Source organism: Paenibacillus sp. XP01 (assembly GCF_057364885.1).
Genome location: NZ_CP139481.1, coordinates 5,834,410 through 5,852,786, shown reverse-complemented (window position 1 = coordinate 5,852,786; position 18,377 = coordinate 5,834,410). Strand labels below are relative to the sequence as shown.

The 18,377-nt window shown below is 42.3% G+C and carries 19 protein-coding genes and 2 pseudogenes; 15 read left to right on the top strand and 6 right to left on the bottom strand.

Translation table 11 applies throughout. The features are described 5' to 3' along the window. Positions 1–96 precede the first annotated feature (96 nt). Positions 97–1,779, top strand: coding sequence for a glucuronoarabinoxylan endo-1,4-beta-xylanase XynC (gene xynC / locus SNR34_RS26310; RefSeq protein WP_438286905.1), 1,683 nt, complete (start codon positions 97–99; stop codon positions 1,777–1,779). 141 nt (positions 1,780–1,920) lie between these two features. Here the strand turns inward: xynC and SNR34_RS26305 are convergent. Beyond that, a pseudogene (locus SNR34_RS26305) lies at positions 1,921–2,629 on the bottom strand (LysR family transcriptional regulator substrate-binding protein); the annotation flags it as partial. Between the two features lie 212 nt (positions 2,630–2,841). On the opposite strand from SNR34_RS26305, the pseudogene SNR34_RS26300 reads away from it, so the two are divergent. From SNR34_RS26300 to SNR34_RS26290, 3 genes and pseudogenes are all read left to right on the top strand, one after another. Beyond that, positions 2,842–3,015 (top strand): annotated as a pseudogene (locus SNR34_RS26300) (class I SAM-dependent methyltransferase); the annotation flags it as partial. Between the two features lie 149 nt (positions 3,016–3,164). Further along, positions 3,165–3,599 carry a DUF7674 family protein gene (locus SNR34_RS26295; RefSeq protein WP_486180542.1) on the top strand — a complete coding sequence of 145 codons (435 nt, stop codon included), beginning with the start codon at positions 3,165–3,167 and terminating at the stop codon, positions 3,597–3,599. A 74-nt stretch (positions 3,600–3,673) separates the two neighbouring features. Beyond that, positions 3,674–3,925, top strand: coding sequence for a hypothetical protein (locus SNR34_RS26290; protein ID WP_486180541.1), 252 nt, complete (start codon positions 3,674–3,676; stop codon positions 3,923–3,925). A 196-nt stretch (positions 3,926–4,121) separates the two neighbouring features. On the opposite strand, the gene SNR34_RS26285 is transcribed toward SNR34_RS26290, so the two are convergent. After that, entirely contained in the window at positions 4,122–4,472 is a 351-nt protein-coding gene (locus tag SNR34_RS26285) for a DUF2178 domain-containing protein (protein ID WP_339274568.1), read from the bottom strand. After that, on the bottom strand, positions 4,462–4,707 hold the full coding sequence (locus tag SNR34_RS26280; RefSeq protein ID WP_236414757.1) for a helix-turn-helix transcriptional regulator: 246 nt from the start codon (positions 4,705–4,707) through the stop codon (positions 4,462–4,464). Before SNR34_RS26280 ends, SNR34_RS26285 begins: the two co-directional genes overlap by 11 nt. A 299-nt stretch (positions 4,708–5,006) precedes the next feature. On the opposite strand from SNR34_RS26280, the gene SNR34_RS26275 reads away from it, so the two are divergent. Then, positions 5,007–5,561 (top strand): dihydrofolate reductase family protein, encoded by a 555-nt coding sequence (locus SNR34_RS26275; protein ID WP_486180540.1) that lies wholly within the window; start codon positions 5,007–5,009, stop codon positions 5,559–5,561. A gap of 117 nt (positions 5,562–5,678) precedes the next feature. On the opposite strand, the gene SNR34_RS26270 is transcribed toward SNR34_RS26275, so the two are convergent. Beyond that, positions 5,679–6,236, bottom strand: a complete 558-nt coding sequence (locus SNR34_RS26270) for a TetR/AcrR family transcriptional regulator (RefSeq protein WP_236414755.1) — start codon at positions 6,234–6,236, stop codon at positions 5,679–5,681. A gap of 143 nt (positions 6,237–6,379) precedes the next feature. On the opposite strand from SNR34_RS26270, the gene SNR34_RS26265 reads away from it, so the two are divergent. Beyond that, positions 6,380–7,651 carry an acyl-CoA dehydrogenase family protein gene (locus SNR34_RS26265; RefSeq protein ID WP_486180539.1) on the top strand — a complete coding sequence of 424 codons (1,272 nt, stop codon included), beginning with the start codon at positions 6,380–6,382 and terminating at the stop codon, positions 7,649–7,651. Next, entirely contained in the window at positions 7,644–8,189 is a 546-nt protein-coding gene (ssuE, locus tag SNR34_RS26260) for an NADPH-dependent FMN reductase (RefSeq protein ID WP_486180538.1), read from the top strand. Before SNR34_RS26265 ends, ssuE begins: the two co-directional genes overlap by 8 nt. A gap of 133 nt (positions 8,190–8,322) precedes the next feature. Here ssuE and SNR34_RS26255 read toward each other — a convergent pair whose 3' ends face one another. Next, on the bottom strand, positions 8,323–8,799 hold the full coding sequence (locus SNR34_RS26255) for a hypothetical protein (protein ID WP_486180537.1): 477 nt from the start codon (positions 8,797–8,799) through the stop codon (positions 8,323–8,325). Between the two features lie 245 nt (positions 8,800–9,044). Here SNR34_RS26255 and SNR34_RS26250 point away from each other — a divergent pair, with 245 nt between their 5' ends. The 6 genes from SNR34_RS26250 to SNR34_RS26225 all read left to right on the top strand — a co-directional run bounded on the left by SNR34_RS26250 (position 9,045) and on the right by SNR34_RS26225 (position 14,777). Next, complete coding sequence (locus tag SNR34_RS26250; protein ID WP_486180536.1) at positions 9,045–10,199, top strand: stalk domain-containing protein; 1,155 nt, start codon at positions 9,045–9,047, stop codon at positions 10,197–10,199. 564 nt (positions 10,200–10,763) lie between these two features. Beyond that, a complete protein-coding gene (locus SNR34_RS26245; protein WP_343262612.1) occupies positions 10,764–10,952 on the top strand; it encodes a hypothetical protein in 189 nt (62 codons plus the stop codon). Positions 10,953–11,176: 224 nt separating this feature from the next. Then, on the top strand, positions 11,177–11,752 hold the full coding sequence (locus SNR34_RS26240) for a GNAT family N-acetyltransferase (RefSeq protein ID WP_486180535.1): 576 nt from the start codon (positions 11,177–11,179) through the stop codon (positions 11,750–11,752). A 997-nt stretch (positions 11,753–12,749) separates the two neighbouring features. Further along, on the top strand, positions 12,750–13,274 hold the full coding sequence (locus SNR34_RS26235) for a phosphotransferase-like protein (RefSeq protein ID WP_486180534.1): 525 nt from the start codon (positions 12,750–12,752) through the stop codon (positions 13,272–13,274). A 154-nt stretch (positions 13,275–13,428) separates the two neighbouring features. After that, the gene (locus tag SNR34_RS26230; RefSeq protein ID WP_486180533.1) at positions 13,429–14,010 is read left to right on the top strand and encodes a sigma-70 family RNA polymerase sigma factor; all 582 of its coding nucleotides are present in this window, start codon (positions 13,429–13,431) and stop codon (positions 14,008–14,010) included. After that, positions 14,007–14,777 carry a DUF3600 domain-containing protein gene (locus SNR34_RS26225; protein ID WP_486180532.1) on the top strand — a complete coding sequence of 257 codons (771 nt, stop codon included), beginning with the start codon at positions 14,007–14,009 and terminating at the stop codon, positions 14,775–14,777. Before SNR34_RS26230 ends, SNR34_RS26225 begins: the two co-directional genes overlap by 4 nt. 214 nt (positions 14,778–14,991) lie before the next feature. On the opposite strand, the gene SNR34_RS26220 is transcribed toward SNR34_RS26225, so the two are convergent. Then, entirely contained in the window at positions 14,992–15,312 is a 321-nt protein-coding gene (locus SNR34_RS26220) for a winged helix-turn-helix transcriptional regulator (RefSeq protein WP_236414734.1), read from the bottom strand. Positions 15,313–15,729: 417 nt separating this feature from the next. Between SNR34_RS26220 and zwf the strand changes: the two genes are divergently transcribed. Both zwf and gnd read left to right on the top strand, forming a co-directional pair. Then, positions 15,730–17,184, top strand: a complete 1,455-nt coding sequence (zwf, locus tag SNR34_RS26215) for a glucose-6-phosphate dehydrogenase (protein WP_236414733.1) — start codon at positions 15,730–15,732, stop codon at positions 17,182–17,184. Positions 17,185–17,386: 202 nt separating this feature from the next. Beyond that, entirely contained in the window at positions 17,387–18,280 is an 894-nt protein-coding gene (gene gnd / locus SNR34_RS26210; RefSeq protein WP_236414732.1) for a phosphogluconate dehydrogenase (NAD(+)-dependent, decarboxylating), read from the top strand. Positions 18,281–18,377: the final 97 nt, after the last annotated feature.

Genomic DNA, 18,377 nt, shown 5'->3' with positions numbered 1-18,377 from the left:
TCGAGAGGGTGTGGTACGTACAATTCTATTGGGCACTGAACAAGTTTATAGTATTGAATGCGCTTTCGTATGTATATCCATTTGAGGAAGGTGAACATGTTGAAATTGAACTTAAAAAGATCCGTCCATATTCTGTTAGCCTGTTTGACGGCTCTGCCCCTAATGTTAACTCCGACCCACGTGTCAGCAGCCAGTGATGCCAACATTAATTTATCCTCCGAAAAACAGCTCATCAAGGGTTTTGGGGGAATTAACCATCCGGCCTGGATCGGCGACTTGACGGCAGCTCAGCGTGAAACCGCCTTTGGTAACGGACAAAATCAGCTTGGGTTTTCCATTTTAAGAATCTATGTCGACGAAAATAGAAATAACTGGTACAGAGAGGTTGCTACCGCGAAAAGAGCGATAGAGCAAGGCGCCCTCGTATTCGCTTCACCTTGGAATCCGCCAAGCGACATGGTCGAAACCTTTAATCACAATGGGGATCCGAACGCCAAACGATTGAAATACGACAAATATGCCGCGTACGCGCAGCATCTGAACGACTTTGTCACTTATATGAAAAATAATGGCGTAGACCTGTATGCCATCTCGGTACAAAATGAGCCGGATTATGCCCATGACTGGACCTGGTGGACACCGCAGGAGATGCTTCGTTTCATGAAGGAGAATGCCGGTTCCATTCAAAATACCAAGGTCATGGCACCTGAATCGTTCCAGTATTTGAAAAACATGTCTGACCCGATCCTGAATGATCCTCAGGCACTCGCCAACATGGACATTCTGGGAGCACATACCTATGGAACTCAGTTCAAAGATTTTGCATACCCGCTCTTTAAGCAAAAAGGAGCAGGCAAAGAACTGTGGATGACCGAGGTGTATTACCCGAACAGTGACAACAACTCGTCGGACCGCTGGCCTGAGGCACTGGACGTATCTTACCATATGCATAACGCCATGGTTGAAGGGGATTTCCAGGCTTATGTATGGTGGTACATTCGGAGACAATACGGTCCGATGAATGAGAACGGGACCATTAGCAAACGTGGATATAATATGGCCCATTTCTCGAAATTTGTACGGCCAGGCTACTACAGAGTAGATGCAACCAAAAATCCGGATACCAATACTTTCGTTTCGGCCTATAAAGGAGACAACAAGGTGGTCATTGTGGCGATTAATCGTGGTACCTCGGCTGCAAGCCAAAAATTCGTTCTGCAGAACGGGAACGCCTCTACGGTATCCTCATGGGTTACGGACAGCAGTCGAAACCTGGCAAGCGGAGCACCGATTACGGTGTCCGGTGGAGCCTTTACGGCACAACTGCCAGCCCAAAGCGTAACCACGTTCGTAGCCGATCTCACCGGCGGCGGCGTGAACCCGGGTAGTGGAACCACATACGAGGCAGAGACGGGCACCACACTTACCGATGCTGTCATTGAGACCCTCTATCCTGGATACACAGGGTCTGGATACGTGAACTTCAACGCATTGACGGGATCGGCCATTCAATGGAATGCCATCAATAACGTGATAACAGGTACCAAAAACGTAAAGTTTCGCTATGCGCTGGAAAGCGGAACGCGTAATCTCGACATTTATGTCAACGGGACCAAAGTCATCAGCAACGAACCTTTCCCGGCAACTGGCAGCTGGTCGACTTGGAGTGAAAAAACCATTCAGGTTCCCATGAACGCGGGAACCAATACGATTACAGTGGTAACAACCGGCACGGAAGGGCCGAATGTGGATAATATCACGGTTACAGCCGTGCAATAAATGTGCCGTTCTGCTTATGTAAGACAATAAATATGCTAACCCCCGTTCTGCATTCGATCCGCTAGCCGGTATCCTGCGACGGGGGTTACTCATGATGTTTTAATGGTGTATTAACGTAATGAATTTGGGGACGGATCGTGTTTAAGGATTTGAAAATCTCTCCTGAATTTCATTTAAAAACTGTTCAGCAGCGGCCGAAAAAACCTGATACTTTTTCCATACGATATTTAACCCAGACTCAAGTCTGGGTTCTAGCGGTCTAAAACAAAGGTTACTATCGCTAGATGTAATTCACTATTTTATCAAGGGATAAGGCATAACCAAGGCCTTCTTCAACCATCATAGCAGCATTATAAGCAAGATTGAATGTAGTCACGCTGTTGAGTTTATCAAAATATTCACCAAACCAATCCGAAAATTCATTTTTGGAAAACGTCTGTTTCAAAGCCTGACGTGAACAGATTAGGGGAACATTCAATAAATCCACGGCTTGAATCGTATCTTTGAAAGCCAGCGGACTGTCTTTCCTCATGATAACGCCTCAAACATCTTTGGCGGGGATATTGATATAATTGTATTTTGATAAATCAGCGGGTTGAATTAATATGCCAAAGTCAATCAATCCTTTGTCAAGCCTTTCAGTCACATCGTCTTCGTTTCCGCTGTAGAGGTGATACCGTATATTTGGATATCTTAACTGTACATTTTTTGCTACCTGTGCAATCTGTTTCATGGCGTCGGTTTCTCCACAGCCTATGTAAACATCGCCACTTATGGTTTCTTCCATGCTATTGAATTCTTCCTCTAATTTGTCGACCATATCAACTTCTGCTCTCTTTCGCAGGAGCATAACGGGAGGTTAGCACAATGATTCTGCAATTTCACAGTTGGAGCTTGAAAGCTTTTCTAAGGTGATGGTTGACGTAATTCGCTCGGAAGCACTCTGTTTGAACAAGGAGTTTTTGTGATCTCTTTCTTTTCAAAAACTATTTCATTAAGATAGAGATCACATCGTTCCATCCCGAAGTGAGTTAGATCCATTTATATCCAGAATGTGTATGCGGATTTAATGTGCGTTTACTCGAATATTGTGATGAAGAAGGTAAATTTCGTTACAAGGAATGGGACAAAAACAAAGGTTTAATTTTCCGTTCCAAACGTTTTGATCATAGAAATATTAATGGTAAATTAGGCTTTGTCTCATTGATTATTGATGCTGAGAAGCCTGCCAAGTGATTAAATTAACGGGAAACGATAGCTCGATATAAACATTTAGGTAGCCGATCTCAACATGGTCGGCTGCTTTTGTTCGACTAACGGGCAGGTTAGTTTAACAAATAAGTCGAAGAGTTAAGAGGGATTAACCTTGCTAAAGGAGGAAAGAGATGACGTTGAATTATAAAAACGTTGTTCACGAAATGCGTAGGCTATTGCCGGTATTAAATACTCTATATATAAAAGAGCTAAATGAACTATGGAAAGAAGAGGGGGAGATTCCGCCTCACGTTGCATTTGGCAATATACTGAATCCATATTTAATCAACCGACTCCAAATTAACTATAAATTAACCAAAAGTGAGGAAAATTTACTTGTTATAATTTTTGGGTTTATTGAACAAATGGCTTTAAGTAATGATGTTGATGTTCGAAATGTTGTAAGTGTAACCGTTATGGCTCGGCTAGGCGACGATACAACAGTTTTGACTAACGCCTTGAAATATCTAGGGGAACAAACAAAAGTATTGTCTAAAGAAATTGAGTCGAGTTATGGAAGAAGTGAAAATCTAAAGATTCTAGATTCAACTATCGGGAAATTTTAGTTTAACTAAAAGGTGCCGTTATTAATCTTTATGTATCAATACTTTTGAGCTTACAGGCTGGATAGCAACTGGCGGTGATGAACTTGATCGTTGAAATTGATGGTTATTTTGAAAGTGTACTTATCATCGGCAAAACATGTTCAATTTCGGAATTAAGAAAGAAATATGAAGTAGCCAAAACCCGTTGTACAAACATAAGTGAATTTGCAGATATTTTTTGTAGGATGTTTCAATTTGAGCGTCTACCTTCTTCAGACGAAATAGATGTCAGGCCAGATGTTGTAATTGATACGGATACTGACCGTATTTATGCGCCACGACATTGAACTAACGGGAAACGTAAACTCAATATAACCAAGAGAGCAGCCGATCATAGTGATCAGCTGCTTTAGTGTAAACTTGGAACAATTCATCGTTGTATCGAGCAAATTCATTCGTAAATCCATGCCCATTAGGTAAAACATGAGTACAACCAGTAATAACGAGCCCTACTGCACCCCAATCTCGCTTCTCGATCTTTCCTTATGAAAAATCCCTTTTATATTGGACGGCCATGTAAATTCCACCGGCTAGAAATGCCAGCGTATATTTGAACAAGAAGAAGATGGTCCACATATCGTCTTTAGGAAAAATGATGTCACATAGAATAATGGCCAACAGCATGTAGGAACTGCTTTTCAAAAAGATTTTATTGGTCCGTTCGTCGTCTTGCCCGGTCTTCTTATACAATACATACACTAAGATTGCACTCCCCATAACCAGTAAAAAACCAACTCCAATGAGAATGTTCCAATTTGCCGTAGACTGTTCAGCCCAGGACTTTAAAGGGGAAAAAATAGCATTATGGACATCTGAGAAGAACTTAGTTATCATTTTGATCATTTCCTTTCACATAAGTAAAAATATCGTTTACATCGACATTAAAAAAATCGGCAATTCGAAAAGCTAACAGCAGAGTCGGAACATAATTTCCCTTTTCCATGACGAAGATGGTTTGTTTGGAAACCCCGACTTTCTCTGCTAATTCTTGTTGAGACATTCTGGCAAGTACACGATATTCGTAAACCTTGTTTGATATCGAATCACCAAAATCTTTCTTCACGACCATCACCTCATGGATCGATTATAAACTCAATTTTTATAAAAGTAAAGTAAACTTATACAAAGATATTAAATATATTTATTTTTGCTTAGATTACTTTGTCTTAACAGAGCCAGAATGTAGAAAGTACCGGCTAACGGAGAGGCAGAACCAATCTGGTGAAGCGAAGCGGTCAGCCTAATTCAACGAATGAATTTATAGCTCTGCTAACCAAATTGAAAAGAAACTTCTCTTCTTAACTACGACGTGATTTGTCGTAATTCAGATCTATACTGAAGGTAGATGAATGAAAGGAGATGCAAGGGATGAACCGAAGAGTTATTTTAGATCTAGCCGTTACGTTAGATGGTTTCATTGAAGGGAAAAATGGGGAAGTGGATTGGTGCATCATGGATCCTGATATGGAGTTTAATCACTTTCTGAGTCAAATTGATACGATTTTCTACGGAAGAAAAAGCTATGATTTATGGGGACAATTTACTCCAGAAAACGAATCTACCGATGCTGAGAAAGAGTTTTGGGATCTGGTTCATGCGAAAGAGAAATATGTATTTTCCAGAACTAAAAACGAGACAGGTCCTAAAGCCACCTACATTAATAATAATATGGTTGAAGAAGTCATTAAATTAAAGAATAAACCGGGTAAAGATATTTGGTTATATGGCGGAGCCAATCTGATGACTACGTTTATTCATTTAGGGTTAGTTGACGAATTTAGATTATCCATTCACCCTGTCATATTAGGAGAAGGAAAACCGCTATTTATGGATATGAAACAGAGAATAAACTTGAAAACGGTGGATACAAGAACGTTTGCTTCCGGTGTCGTGCAAGTCATCTACCATTTAGATGAGAAATAAGAAGTACAAGAACCCTTCAAACCCACGTTAATGGTGGTTTTGAAGGGTTCTCCGTTCAACGTTAGGGACTGGCTTGTCCGTCGGTCCCATCGTGATCGGTTTTTTGGTGCAATGAGACTATTCTGCGAAAGTCCATTCTGAAAAGATATTCATCTTTTTATATAATTCCTCTTCATCAATAGACATGTTGTTCTCCATCCACCAATTTAACACACCAAGAACAGCTCCGATGTAGGCCTCCAGTTTAATTTGTATTTCTATGGAATCTACTTCAATGGAGTGATGTTCAACCAAGTATTTCTTCATACCTGCCCCCATATCCCTCCGCAGCAAATTCCTTAAGGAATCTCTTTCCTCAAATAAAAGCTGTGAAAATAATGTTTTATGTTTCGCTGCAACGGAAAACAATTCCCGAAAATTATCGAACGGAGAAAGGGATACCTCGGCAAAGTTCTTGAATTCTTCCTCGGCAATTTGCTGCACGGCACGTGAAAGTAAATCAAATTTATCCTGAAAATGGGTATAGAACGTAGTCCGGTGCACCATCGCCAAATCACAAATTTGCTTCACCGTTATATGTTCAAATGAGTGTTTGCCCATGAGATCAAATAGAGCATTGTACAGGAGCTTATGGGTTCTTCTGACTCTAAGGTCTTCCGTTGTTTTATTTACCATGACAGATTCCTCTCTGTGTATCGTTTTTCGACATATTGGCGTTTTTATCGGTTGATGAGGCCTATTATACATCATATTATTTATTCTACAAACACGTTTTAAATATACACCTGTATAATTCGAAAACAAGGAGCGATATACGAATGGCTAACTTAAGCAGCGACCATCAGCTCACCACACTTGAACGTCAATTACTAAACAACGCTACAGCGTTAGTTCCCTATCTTCAAAAATTCGGAACGATGATTGATGAAGAAAGACATATTCCTGAAGAGGTTATTCAGAAAGTTTCGGATGCGGGTTTGTTTAAGCTTGGCACACCGAAAAAGTACGGAGGTCATGAGGTAAGTATCCGTGCCATGGTTGAAATTATTTCCGAGGTGGCCAAGGGGAACGGCTCTGTTGGCTGGGTCGTTCAAATCATTAACGGCAACAACTATACGGCTTCATTGTCTTTATCTTCCGAAGCATTGGATGCTCTCTTTGGTCAGCAAGAGGAAGTACGTTTTTGTTCCGTCTTGGGAGCACGCAAAGCTGTAGTGAAAAAAGTAGACGGGGGCTATTGGGTAGAGGAGGGCTTTTGGGGATTCGGTTCAGGTTCCAAGCATGCAACCCATGCTTTGTTAAATCTGAATGACGCAAAGTCCATGCAGGAAAGCGAAAATTTGGGGATGATGTTGGCTGTCGTTCCGATGAGTGAAGTTACCATTGTAGATGACTGGTACACGATGAGTTTAAAAGGGTCGGCAAGTAATAGTCTGGAAATCAAAAATGTCTTTATTCCAGAGAAATATGTCGTCAGCCAGGACACGAAACAAATGAGTTCTTTGCCTGTTGAATTAAAAGGGCGTGACAAATACAAACCTTATGTACAGCTTATTACAAGTATTACGACCGGGATCAGCGCGATTCTCGGACTTGCCAGAGGGGCTGTCGAGTATTTTGTTGAAAAAGCGCCTCATCGAGGAATAACGATGACCATCCATCATTCTCAGGCGGAAGTGGGCCATATTCAGTATAAAGTAGGGCTTGCCGCCATGAAAGTCGAATCCGCTCATCTTCATATCAGTCGAGCCATTGATCATCTGGAGCGTCATGTGCAAAATGGAGAAGGATTCAGCCTAAAGGAAGTGGCTCAGCTTCAGACGGATATGACCTATGCAGCGATGTTATGCTGGGAAGCCGTAGATATGCTAATGGCGGAGAGCGGAGGGAGTGTCATTGCCGATTCCAATCGCTTGTCTCAAATCTTCCGTGACATTAGAGGCGGCTCTAATCATGCGCTGACTACGGCATCTACCGGGCTTGAGCTATACGGAAGAGTACTAATGGGCTTACCGCCACAGCATGGGATGACATTAGCTTACGCATCGTCTCTAGGATCAACTACTGGAGCTGAAGCAAATAATGAGTAAAATAGCGATCATTTCTGGAAGCCCCAACAATAGATCTCGGGTAAACGGCGTTATTCAATATGCCAAACTGAAATTGGAGCAGCAAGGCTGCGAAGTAACGATCATCGATGTGTACTCCTTGCCTCCAGCTGATTTGATGCACGCCAATTTCAACAGCAAGCCCATATTAAGCGCACATGCCAAAGTGGAAGAAGCGACAGGAATCATTATTGCAAGCCCGGTGTATAAAACAACCTATACAGGCATCCTTAAAGCTTACGTTGATTTATTACCGCAAAAAGCCTTTAAAGATAAAATCGCAGCTGCCTATTTTGTAGGAGGTACCCTTTCGAACTTGCTTTCCATCGACTATGCGTTGAAGCCCCTTTTAGCCTCGATGGGAACTAAATCTTTTGCGGAAAATGTATTTGCCATCGACAGTCAGATCGAACGTATTGAAGTTCCTAACCAAGACATTCAATTCCAATTAGATCACGAAATCCAGCAGCGTATGGATGCCTCAATATTGGATTTGATTGCCTACACCAAACGCATCTGAGGATAAGATAAAGGGAAACAATAGCTCAATAATATCAAGAAAGCAGCTGATCAATGTGATCGGCTGCTTTTGTTCAACTAAAGGGCAGGTTAACGTACGAAAGTAGATATGGACGTGACTGAAATGGAGCTTATCAATCTATATAGATTGAACTTGATGGAACATCAGTATCAGTCGGGTTTTCATCATTTAAGGTTTTACCTAAGAGCAACGAATCGGGATAATTTTTAGAAAATTCTGCTTCATCTACTTTTAAAAAAAACTCGCCTTCAAAAATTAGTTGATTCGTATTAGGCCCGATTTCATCTATAGTTCTTGCTATCTCTGATTCCTTGAAGATACTTTGTTCATCTGCTCGCACGAACATGCCATGAGGTGTATAGAATTGACTATAATACCCTTTTGCGATTTTTGATTCTACGGATTCTACGTTTTTTACTGATTCTTCGGATTTCACATTATTTGTTGAAAAATTCGTGTTAACAGGATTTTTATCTGTCTTATTTACGGTTTCCATTTCTGGATAGGTGTCTGCTTTTGAATTGGAAATTAATGACACTCCTGAAATAATAGTCACTGCAAAGGCTATTAAATATATTTTCTTAAACATATTATCCCCGCCCTTCTATACCAACAATTATTTCCTACTTTAAAACATTGTATTCACTAAAAAATGGTAAGGGCCTATTTGGTGTTGCAGGACAATTGGTCTCCGAAAGAATCAACTTTGATGGGCTGTTCAACTAACGAGCAGAATACTTACATTACTCTTCAATACAACTTTTCTTTGCAAACTGCGTCTTAATTCAAGCAACAATGGCTAGTTTATACAGTGATTGGAGAGGAATGGTCAGAATGAAGAAATACCTTGCTGGATTATTAATTATTTTTGTCCTATGTTTTGGCTTACCAAGACAGGCTTACATGGAGGCGTTTAACCAACAGCCTTTGGCTTTTGAGGATATCAACCTAGAACAAGCGATTAAGTCATTATTGAATAAAAACGACGATGAATCACTGACAAAAGAGGATTTAGAGTCACTGACCGACGTTAATTTATCGGGTAAAGGAATTAAGAGTTTGCAGGGCTTGGAATATGCCGTCAATGTGACGACTTTGGATTTGAGTGGCAATCAAATTGAGGATGTTAAGCCCCTCAGGAAGTTAACGAAGTTGACAGATTTATCGGTATCTAGGAACCAATTCAATGATCTTTCAGCGCTAGCGGGACTAGTTAATCTGAATACGTTGTCCATAAGTTCTAACAAGATCACAGATCTAAAGCCGCTAGCAGGATTGGTTAATCTTTGGAGACTCGATGCTGCGAATAATAACATCAAAGATCTTGCTCCTTTATCTAAATTAACTAACTTACTTTCTCTGGATTTATCATCTAACCAGATCTATGATTTGGAGCCGCTGAGAAATCTTCAAAGATTGTCTTACCTCTATTTGAAAAATAATCGGGTCTGGGATTTAGAGCCGCTCCAACAACGTGGTTTTTTACCGTATTATGATACGGGTGCATTCATTGAACCACTTGCACTGCAAAATAACTATTTAGATTTAAGCAAGGGATCGAAAACATATAAATTATTTGTGGAAATGGCAGGAAATGAGTTGCCTGGCGGTCAGCGTAAGACACAGCGCTTGGTGATCGGCAGCACGACTGCTTATGTTGGAGAAAGTGCTTATCGTATTACCGCAGCGCCATTTATTCAGACAGGACGTACCTATGTGCCGATCCGTTTCATCTCCGAGAAGCTTGGGGCAGCCGTGAATTGGAAGCAGAGCACCAAAGAGGTAACGATTCAGAAGGATGGTAAAACGATTCGTTGGGTTGTAGGGAACAGGCAGGTAAAAGTAAACCAGCAAACGGTGATGCAAGATGCTCCTTTACTTCTGAAGAACGGCAGTGCGTTCGTTCCTGTTCGTTTTGTGGCGGAGCAGTTAAATACTTCCGTTGAATATATGGGGAGCAAGCATATGGTCGTGATTTTCAAAAATTAAGCAGCATAATGGAGTTACAAAATAATATTTGTAGATAAGGACTCAGTTACCATGCCTCAAAACAAGAGTAAAATATGTAGACCGGCATTAAACTAACGGGAAACGATTGCTCAATAATATCAAGAAAGCAGCTGATCAATGATCGGCTGCTTTTGTTGTGTTTTGGAAATCATTCATAATGTCTGAAGCCGCAATATCGAAGCCGACAGCCTCAATATCCCTACTAAAGATGTAAAGTTTAATTGACCCGTGACATCAAATCTTACCCTGCTCTAAGTGGAAGAAGCTTTACACTAAGCTCTCAGTAGAAAGATTCATTTTCGTATATCCCGATAAATGTTCAGACCCCATTGCTGTTTCCTTGGAGGAATGGCTCCAGTGTGGGATAATGATACTAAATCACAGTGGCTTAAATCTTGGTTCATGGAATGGCACACATATTGAATTGGTATGAAGGGGAGAAAGTTGATGATTCAAAATAATGAAGTTAATAGTTTGTATACCGAAATTGAAAGTAGCACGTAAAAGGAAGATAATCTTATTGTTTTGGGGAGAGAGAATCCATTGAAACGTGTTATCCTTACCCTGTTTGGAATTCTTGTTATCAGCTTTGTTTTATTATTGGGTATTCATTTTATTGGCTTTCCTATACCCATAGTTACAGAGAAATCAATCATCCCCGTAGAGACAGAATTAAAGCATCATGAGGAAGATGGTTCACCGCAAGTCCAATTATTCTGGTGGAGAGAGTAGCTGTATATGATAGGGCGAGTGGTACATAGAAAGATTATCTTTTTTATTTCATTAAGCTAACGGGAAACGATAGCTCAATACTGATAAGAAAGCAGCTGATCAATGTGATCGGCTGCTTTTGTTCAACATACGGGCGGGTTAGTTATAATCAAAAATTACTATCAACAGAATGGATTCATTAGTTATAATATGGAGGAATTATTGAATTATTGGAGGGAATCCCAATGAGGAATATAGATTACAATAATTATTTTTGGCAAGATGAGGTTATAAGACTGCGTGCGATACAGCCAGAAGATTGGGAAGGTCACTATATTAACCGTTTCGATACACCAGCACGACGCTTGTTAGAATGCGCTGTTGAGCTACCACCCACGATTTCAGAAGCAAAAGCTTTTGCAGAGAACTTTTCTGAGTTTTCATCTAATCGACTTATGTTTACAATTGAGAGTTTGGACGGTGAAAATGTTGGAGGAGTTAACTTAAACAGTATCGATGAAAGAAATGGTACCTTTAGCATCGGGATTCAAATCGACAGAGATTATCGAGGAAAAGGTTACGGTACACGGGCTGTACATATACTATTAAAATATGCATTTTTCGAGCGAAGGCTTAATAAATTCAATGATTACGTTCTTGAAGGGAACGAGGCATCGGCTGCAATGCTTAGGAACGTAGGATGTATCCAAGAAGGGGTTCGTCGGCAAGTGTTTTACACTAATGGAAGATACTATGATTCCATATTGTTTGGGCTAACAAAGGACGAATATATAGAACGCTTTTACAAAGGTTCAGTGTAATACTTAACCAGGGATTAAGCTAACGGGAAACGATAGCTCAATACTGATAAGAAAGCAGCTGACCAATGTGATCGGCTGCTTTTGTTCAACATACGGGGAGGGTCGCTTCCAAAATGTGTTAAGATATAACCGTTAGGTGAGTAATATTCAAACAATATATGTTCGAGTACTACAGTAGTTATTCTGTTATGGGCTTATGGTTTCTGCTAGCAAGAGCGTCAATGATGAAATTACGCTTTATTCTGATCAAGATCAAATCAATTTCTTAGGTTACTTTGAACTTATAACCGTGGCAGGTCTAGTTAATCTTCTAAAATATGATATGGACAAAATTGTCGTAAGAACAAGATTATAAACCTCACATATAAGGGAAAAGGATTCAACTATCGGGAAGTGTTCGCTTGAAAAGAAAGGTAATCGACAGTAGCCGGTGGTCAGATAGGGTGGAAAAATAGTTATTTAAAGAAAGGGGGCCTAATTTTGTTTGTTAGATACTTAAGGGGGGCTGGCAGTTCTTTATTGGTAGGTATACTGATTTATTTCCTTTCCGTCCCCATTCATAGTGAATACATCAAATTTCAACTTGGAATGATCACATTATACGTCTACGTTAGTTGTATATTGGGGATCGCCTTATATGCCATTCTCGTTAAATATAATAAAGAATCAAAGTTTTTCCTATGTTCCTTACTATATATACTTTTAGGAGGTATAGCATCTATAGGATACTGGCCGCTATTCTTTATTTTTATGGCAGGTTCTTTTGTGTTTTATTTAGTCCAATTTATACAAAACAAGAAGTTTTCTATAATAATGACACTTTCGGGGCCCATACTTTTAATAATACTCCTTTTCATTTACTGAAAAATAAAGTGTGGGCTGTAGAACTATATCGATTATTCTGACAGGAAAATTGCTCTGCGGCAGCCACGGTAGCAATTCTTATTACGTTGGAACTGTTATAAATTTACCTATAACAATGAATTGGGGATAAGATATGAGTAGAGGAAAAATTGTATTTTTGAACGGAGTAACTAGTTCAGGAAAAACTTCTATAGTAGATGCTATCCAGTTAAACTCAGATGAGTTCTTTTACGTTGTTGCAAACGACCTTTTTGAAAATACAATTGGCGATAACTATCTTCGGGAAGATTACTGGAAATATTTAAGTGATGCCATTATTATGATGTATCATACCGCCAAACTATTTTCTGACCATGGCAAAAATGTACTTATCGATGGCATTTTGGTAGAAAGACCTGAGTTAAAGCCTCATTATGAAAAAGTTAAGGAAATATTTGCTGGTTATCCCTTTCATATTGTTGAAGTGTTTTGTCCATTGGAAATTTGTCGCCAGAGAAATATTGAACGAGGAGATCGAACCGAAGATCAATCAGACTGGCAAAACGAAATTATGGCAAAAGATATACAGTATGACTGTACTGTCAACACACACATACATTCTTCAGAGGAATGTGCGGATTCCATTCTAAAATGTTTGTTTGGTAGATCCGAAGGTTAAGGACTTCAGCTAACGGGAAACGTTAGCTTAGAACGTCATGGAGCAGTTTGCCGGTTGGCAAGCTGCTCCATTTTTCGTTAATCTGTTCAAATAAATCGAACGATATCTGCTTCCCGCGACAATATATAGTAAAGGCTGCAGAGAGGAGAGACTTATGGATGACAATGAACAATTCATAACTTTGATTAAACTGTCGCGTGCGGGGGACCACGAAGCATATGGGGAAATCTATGAAAAGACAGTGCAGGACGTGTATCGCACCGTTCGTTTTTTGGTGAGGCATGCGAGCGATGCGGAGGACTTGGTGCAGGAAGTTTACATTCAGGCGTATCGCTCCCTGGAGAAATTTGATGTCCAGCGTCCGTTTCGCCCGTGGCTGATGGGCATTGCCATGCGTATCGTTCAGAACGATCGGCGAAAAAAACTGCTTCGTCTGCGCTTTAACGAGCGGGTGAACAAAACGGACACAGCGATGGAACAAGACTTTACAGGCGAATTGGTTAGCAAACTGGCCCATCGTCCGTTGCTGGAACAAGTACAGCGATTACCTTACAAACAGCGGCAAGTCATTACTCTCCATTATTTGAGCGAGTATACGCAGGAAGAGATTGCAACGATTCTGGATATTCCGCTTGGAACGGTGAAATCCCGCATCCATGCCGGATTGGGCAAGCTGCGTCAGAAGAAGCGCATTTTACAATTCATCGAAGGCAGAAAGGTGGAGGATTGGGGATGAAGGAATTGGAGAACGAATTACGCGAAGCATTCAAGGATCAAACAGGTCAATGGACCGTGCCGACGGAAAGCAAGGAACGATTAATGAAGCAGATCGAAAAAAGAGTCAGTTCCATAAACAAAAGAAGAAGCAGCAGATGGATGGTTGCGGGCATCATTAGCATCGCCTTGTTAATCCCTACCGGTGCCTATGCAGGTTACACCTATTTGGCAGATGGCATCTATGGCAGTCAACAATCGGTTGCGGCGTTGGGCGTGACGGTAGAAGAGTATGCCCGGCTTGAAGCCAAATTGCAGGGCGCCAAGGCTCATTTTAGCAATGAAGATTACACCGCCTTTATGAGTCTGCTCCAGCAGTGGGGGAAAATTGCACTTGCTCAAGCCGGTCCGGATGGACAGCTGCATCCCGAGCAATGGGATAAAGGAGTCAGACAGCAGTACGAAGCATTGGCCGTGAAGTTAGAACCTTATTTTACTCAACTAGAGCAAGTTAGTTCACATGATATAAGGATGTCACATAACATCATCATGGGTGAAGAGCAGTTTTGGAAAGAACAGTTTGCCCAGGCCAAAGAAATGTTCAGTGCGGAAGACTATGCCGATTTCCAAGCTGTCTACGAGGAAATGAAGCGCATTGAAGGATTGACCGTAACCAGTGATGGCACCGTAAATGAAGAGCAACTGTCCGAGAAACAGCGTTCGGATTTAGACGAACTTACACAGCGCATTAGCGTTTATTTGAAGAGGCTGGGCCTTGAAATACGATAGGAAGGAATATACGGCCAACCCTTTAGTCATCCTGTCGGACTAGAAACGAATACCCCTTTGTGATGAAATGGCGAAGATCCGCAAATGAGTCGGACGCTGCTGTCATGTTCAGACAAAGGGGTTTTGTTGTTGTCTTTATGTTCCATTAGGGAAAAACACTAAACTTTTAGACGGTAAGATGCATCATATTTACCTCTTAGATGCCATGCATTCGTTACAGCCACTTTTCAGCCCACTGCTCCACAGCGCCTAATGCCCGGCCAAGCTCCGTACCCTTGCGCGTTAGCATATATTCGGTACGAACCGGGCGCTCTGTCACCACATGGCGAACGACGATCCCCTCTTCTTCAAGTTCCTTCATTCGGTCATTCAGCACACGCTTGCTCAGATCTGGAATATAAGCGTGTATTTCGCTGAAACGTTTGGGCTCTTCCATCAATGCGTGAATGATGAGGGCGACCCATTTTCGGCCAATGATCAGATAAGACTGTTCCACTTTTCCACATAGCTGATTGGCATTCTTATCATCACTCATAAACGTGCTCCTTTATTCAAAGTTTGGCTCTATATAGCATTAGTATACTTATTGTAACCAAGATGTCCACCGCGGAATGTGTCAAAAATCACATACAATTGTTAGTTTATATTACCAATTTAAGCGTTAACAACACTGAAAACCCTTGCTGGATCTGGGGTTCACAGTTTTGCCACGATTATTGACGAAATGTGACGACGGGTGTATTATGGGTTACGGCAATTCAAGTAGGTTACATTTTATAACCTGATCACTCGGGTTGTGGAGAGAAGGAATGTCAGATGTTTAAATTCAACCAAGGCACGAAACGGAGCGAAGGCGGGGCACATACCCACTAATTCCGTCTTTTGTCATGCTTGGATTTGAACATTTTGCAACATCATATACTATACTGCACAGAACACAGGAGGCACTTCAATGGACGCAATGACATTTGTCTTGTTTGGGGCAACTGGCGATTTGGCCAAGCGCAAAATTTATCCTGCTTTATACAATTTGTTCGTTGATCAGAAAATGCCGAAATCCTTCTCCGTGATCGGATTGGGGCGGCGTGAACTGTCGGATGTCGAGTTCCAGGGCAATGTTGAAAAATCGTTGCACACCTTTTCGCGCCAGACGCCGGAAGAAGAATCCGTCGTACGCGATTTTATCGGGGCGTTCCGTTACTGCTCGCTGAACAATACGAAGCCTGAAGATTATGTGAAGCTTCTGGAGCTTGTGGAGCAGCGTGAGAAGGAATTGAATATTCCGGAAAATCGCATGTTTTATATGTCGGTCGCTCCTGAGTTCTTCGAGCCAATCGCGGAGAACATTCAGCAAAGCGGTTTGGGCAACACCAAAGGCTGGAAGAAATTGATTATCGAAAAACCGTTTGGCCATGATCTGCAATCCGCACGCGAGCTGAACGAGAAATTGAGCAGCACGTTTGCGGAAGAAGAAATTTACCGGATTGACCATTTCCTTGGCAAACCGATGGTGCAGAACATCGAAGTACTCGGTTATGCCAACCCGGTCATTCAGGCCTTGTGGTCGAACCGTTACATCGCGAACGTACAGATTACGGCAAGCGAAACGGTTGGCGTCGAGGAACGCGCAGCGTATTACGATCAAAGCGGCGCAACGCGGGACATGTTCCAAAACCATATGCTGCAAATACTGATGATGACGGCCCTGCACTTGCCGAAGCGCTGCACGCCTGATGAAATCCGCTTCAAAAAACGGAAAATCGTTGAATCGCTGCGTCCGCTGACGAAAGAAAAGATCGCTTCCCAAGTCGTGCGTGCACAATATGCTGCCGGCGAACTTCAAGGCGAATCCGTTGTAGGTTATTTGGACGAGCCTGGCGTTCCTGCCGGTTCCCAAAATGAAACTTACGTTGCCGCAAGATTGTGGATCGACGATCCGTTCTGGAGCGAAGTTCCGTTCTATATTCGCACAGGTAAACGCCTTGCGGAGAAATCGACGCGAATCGTCATTGAATTCAAAGAGCCGCTCAAAACGGGTCATGAATCGGAAAGAACATCCGATCCGAACCTGCTGACAATCGAAATCGGTCCAGGCGAGAGCATTTCCTTGCAGCTCAACGGGAAAAATCCGCTGCATCATGGCGAGGTGGAGCCGATTAACCTGACGTTCTCCTCCGGCAAGCGCAACATTCCTGAAGCTTACGAGAACCTCATTTATGATGCCATGCGCGGTGATTCCACATTCTTTGCGCATTGGAAAGAGGTGGAGCTGTCCTGGCAGTGGGTACAACCGATCCTGGAAGCTTTCCAGGAAGGAAGCATACCGCTGGATACGTATGCGGCAGGATCTCAAGGCCCTGAATCCGCAGATCGCCTGACGGCGGCAGACGGATTCCGTTGGTGGTAAGACGAAAAACCGAACCGTTAGAGGAAATTAGCTTTCATTTTACTGTTATATATTAGAACATGCGTGTGATATAGCGATAAGTGGCCCCAAACGGCGAAAACGGCGAGTTTGTCATTTTTCTTTAATACGTTGGTAATGCCGTTTTCGCTTCCGGGCCCTTTAGATATAGAAAAAAATGTTGATAAAATAGGAGGAGTTTGGAATGAAACTTGGACTTATCGGACTTGGTAAAATGGGCTTGAACCTGGGCAGAAACTTGATCGACCATAAACATGAGGTTGTTGCCTTCGACCTGAACGAACAAGCTGTAGCAGAAATGAAAGAATACGGTGCACAAGGTGTATCTTCTTATGCAGATATGGTGGCATCCCTCGAATCCCCGCGCGTACTGTGGATCATGGTTCCACATAACGTAGTTGACGTTGTATTGAAAGAAGTTGCTCCGTTGCTGTCCAAAGGCGACATCATCATCGAAGCAGGAAACTCCCACTACAAAGAATCCATCCGTCGTTACGAAGAACTGAAACCGCAAGGCATTCACTATATGGACGCAGGAACATCAGGCGGTATGGAAGGCGCACGCAACGGCGCTTGTTACATGATCGGTGGAGATCCGGAAGCTTGGGAAATCGTTGAACCTGCGTTCCGCGACACTGCCGTGGAAAATGGGTACCTGTACGCCGGTAAAGCGGGCAGCGGGCACTTCCTCAAAATGGTGCATAACGGCATCGAGTATGGCATGATGGCTTCCATCGGCGAAGGTTTCGACGTTCTGGAGAAAAGCGACTTCGACTTCGACTTCGAAAAAGTGGCTCGCGTGTGGAACAACGGTTCCGTTATCCGTTCGTGGCTGATGGAATTGACGGAGCGTGCATTCTCCAAAGACGCTAACCTGGACGAAATCAAAGGGGTTATGCATTCTTCCGGTGAAGGCCGCTGGACGGTTGAAACGGCATTCGACCTGCAGACCGCTACCCCGGTTATCGCGTTGTCCCTGTTGATGCGTTATCGTTCCCTGGAAACAGATACGTTTACAGGTAAAGTCGTTGCGGCGCTTCGCAACGAATTCGGCGGACATGCTGTCGAAAAAAAATAATAGCATGAATGGTTCCGTATCCTTGGGCCTATGAGCTGGCCTGTATAAGGGTTCGGACCGTGCGAAAAGGGTCTTGCCGGCAGCGAAGCTGCCCGCG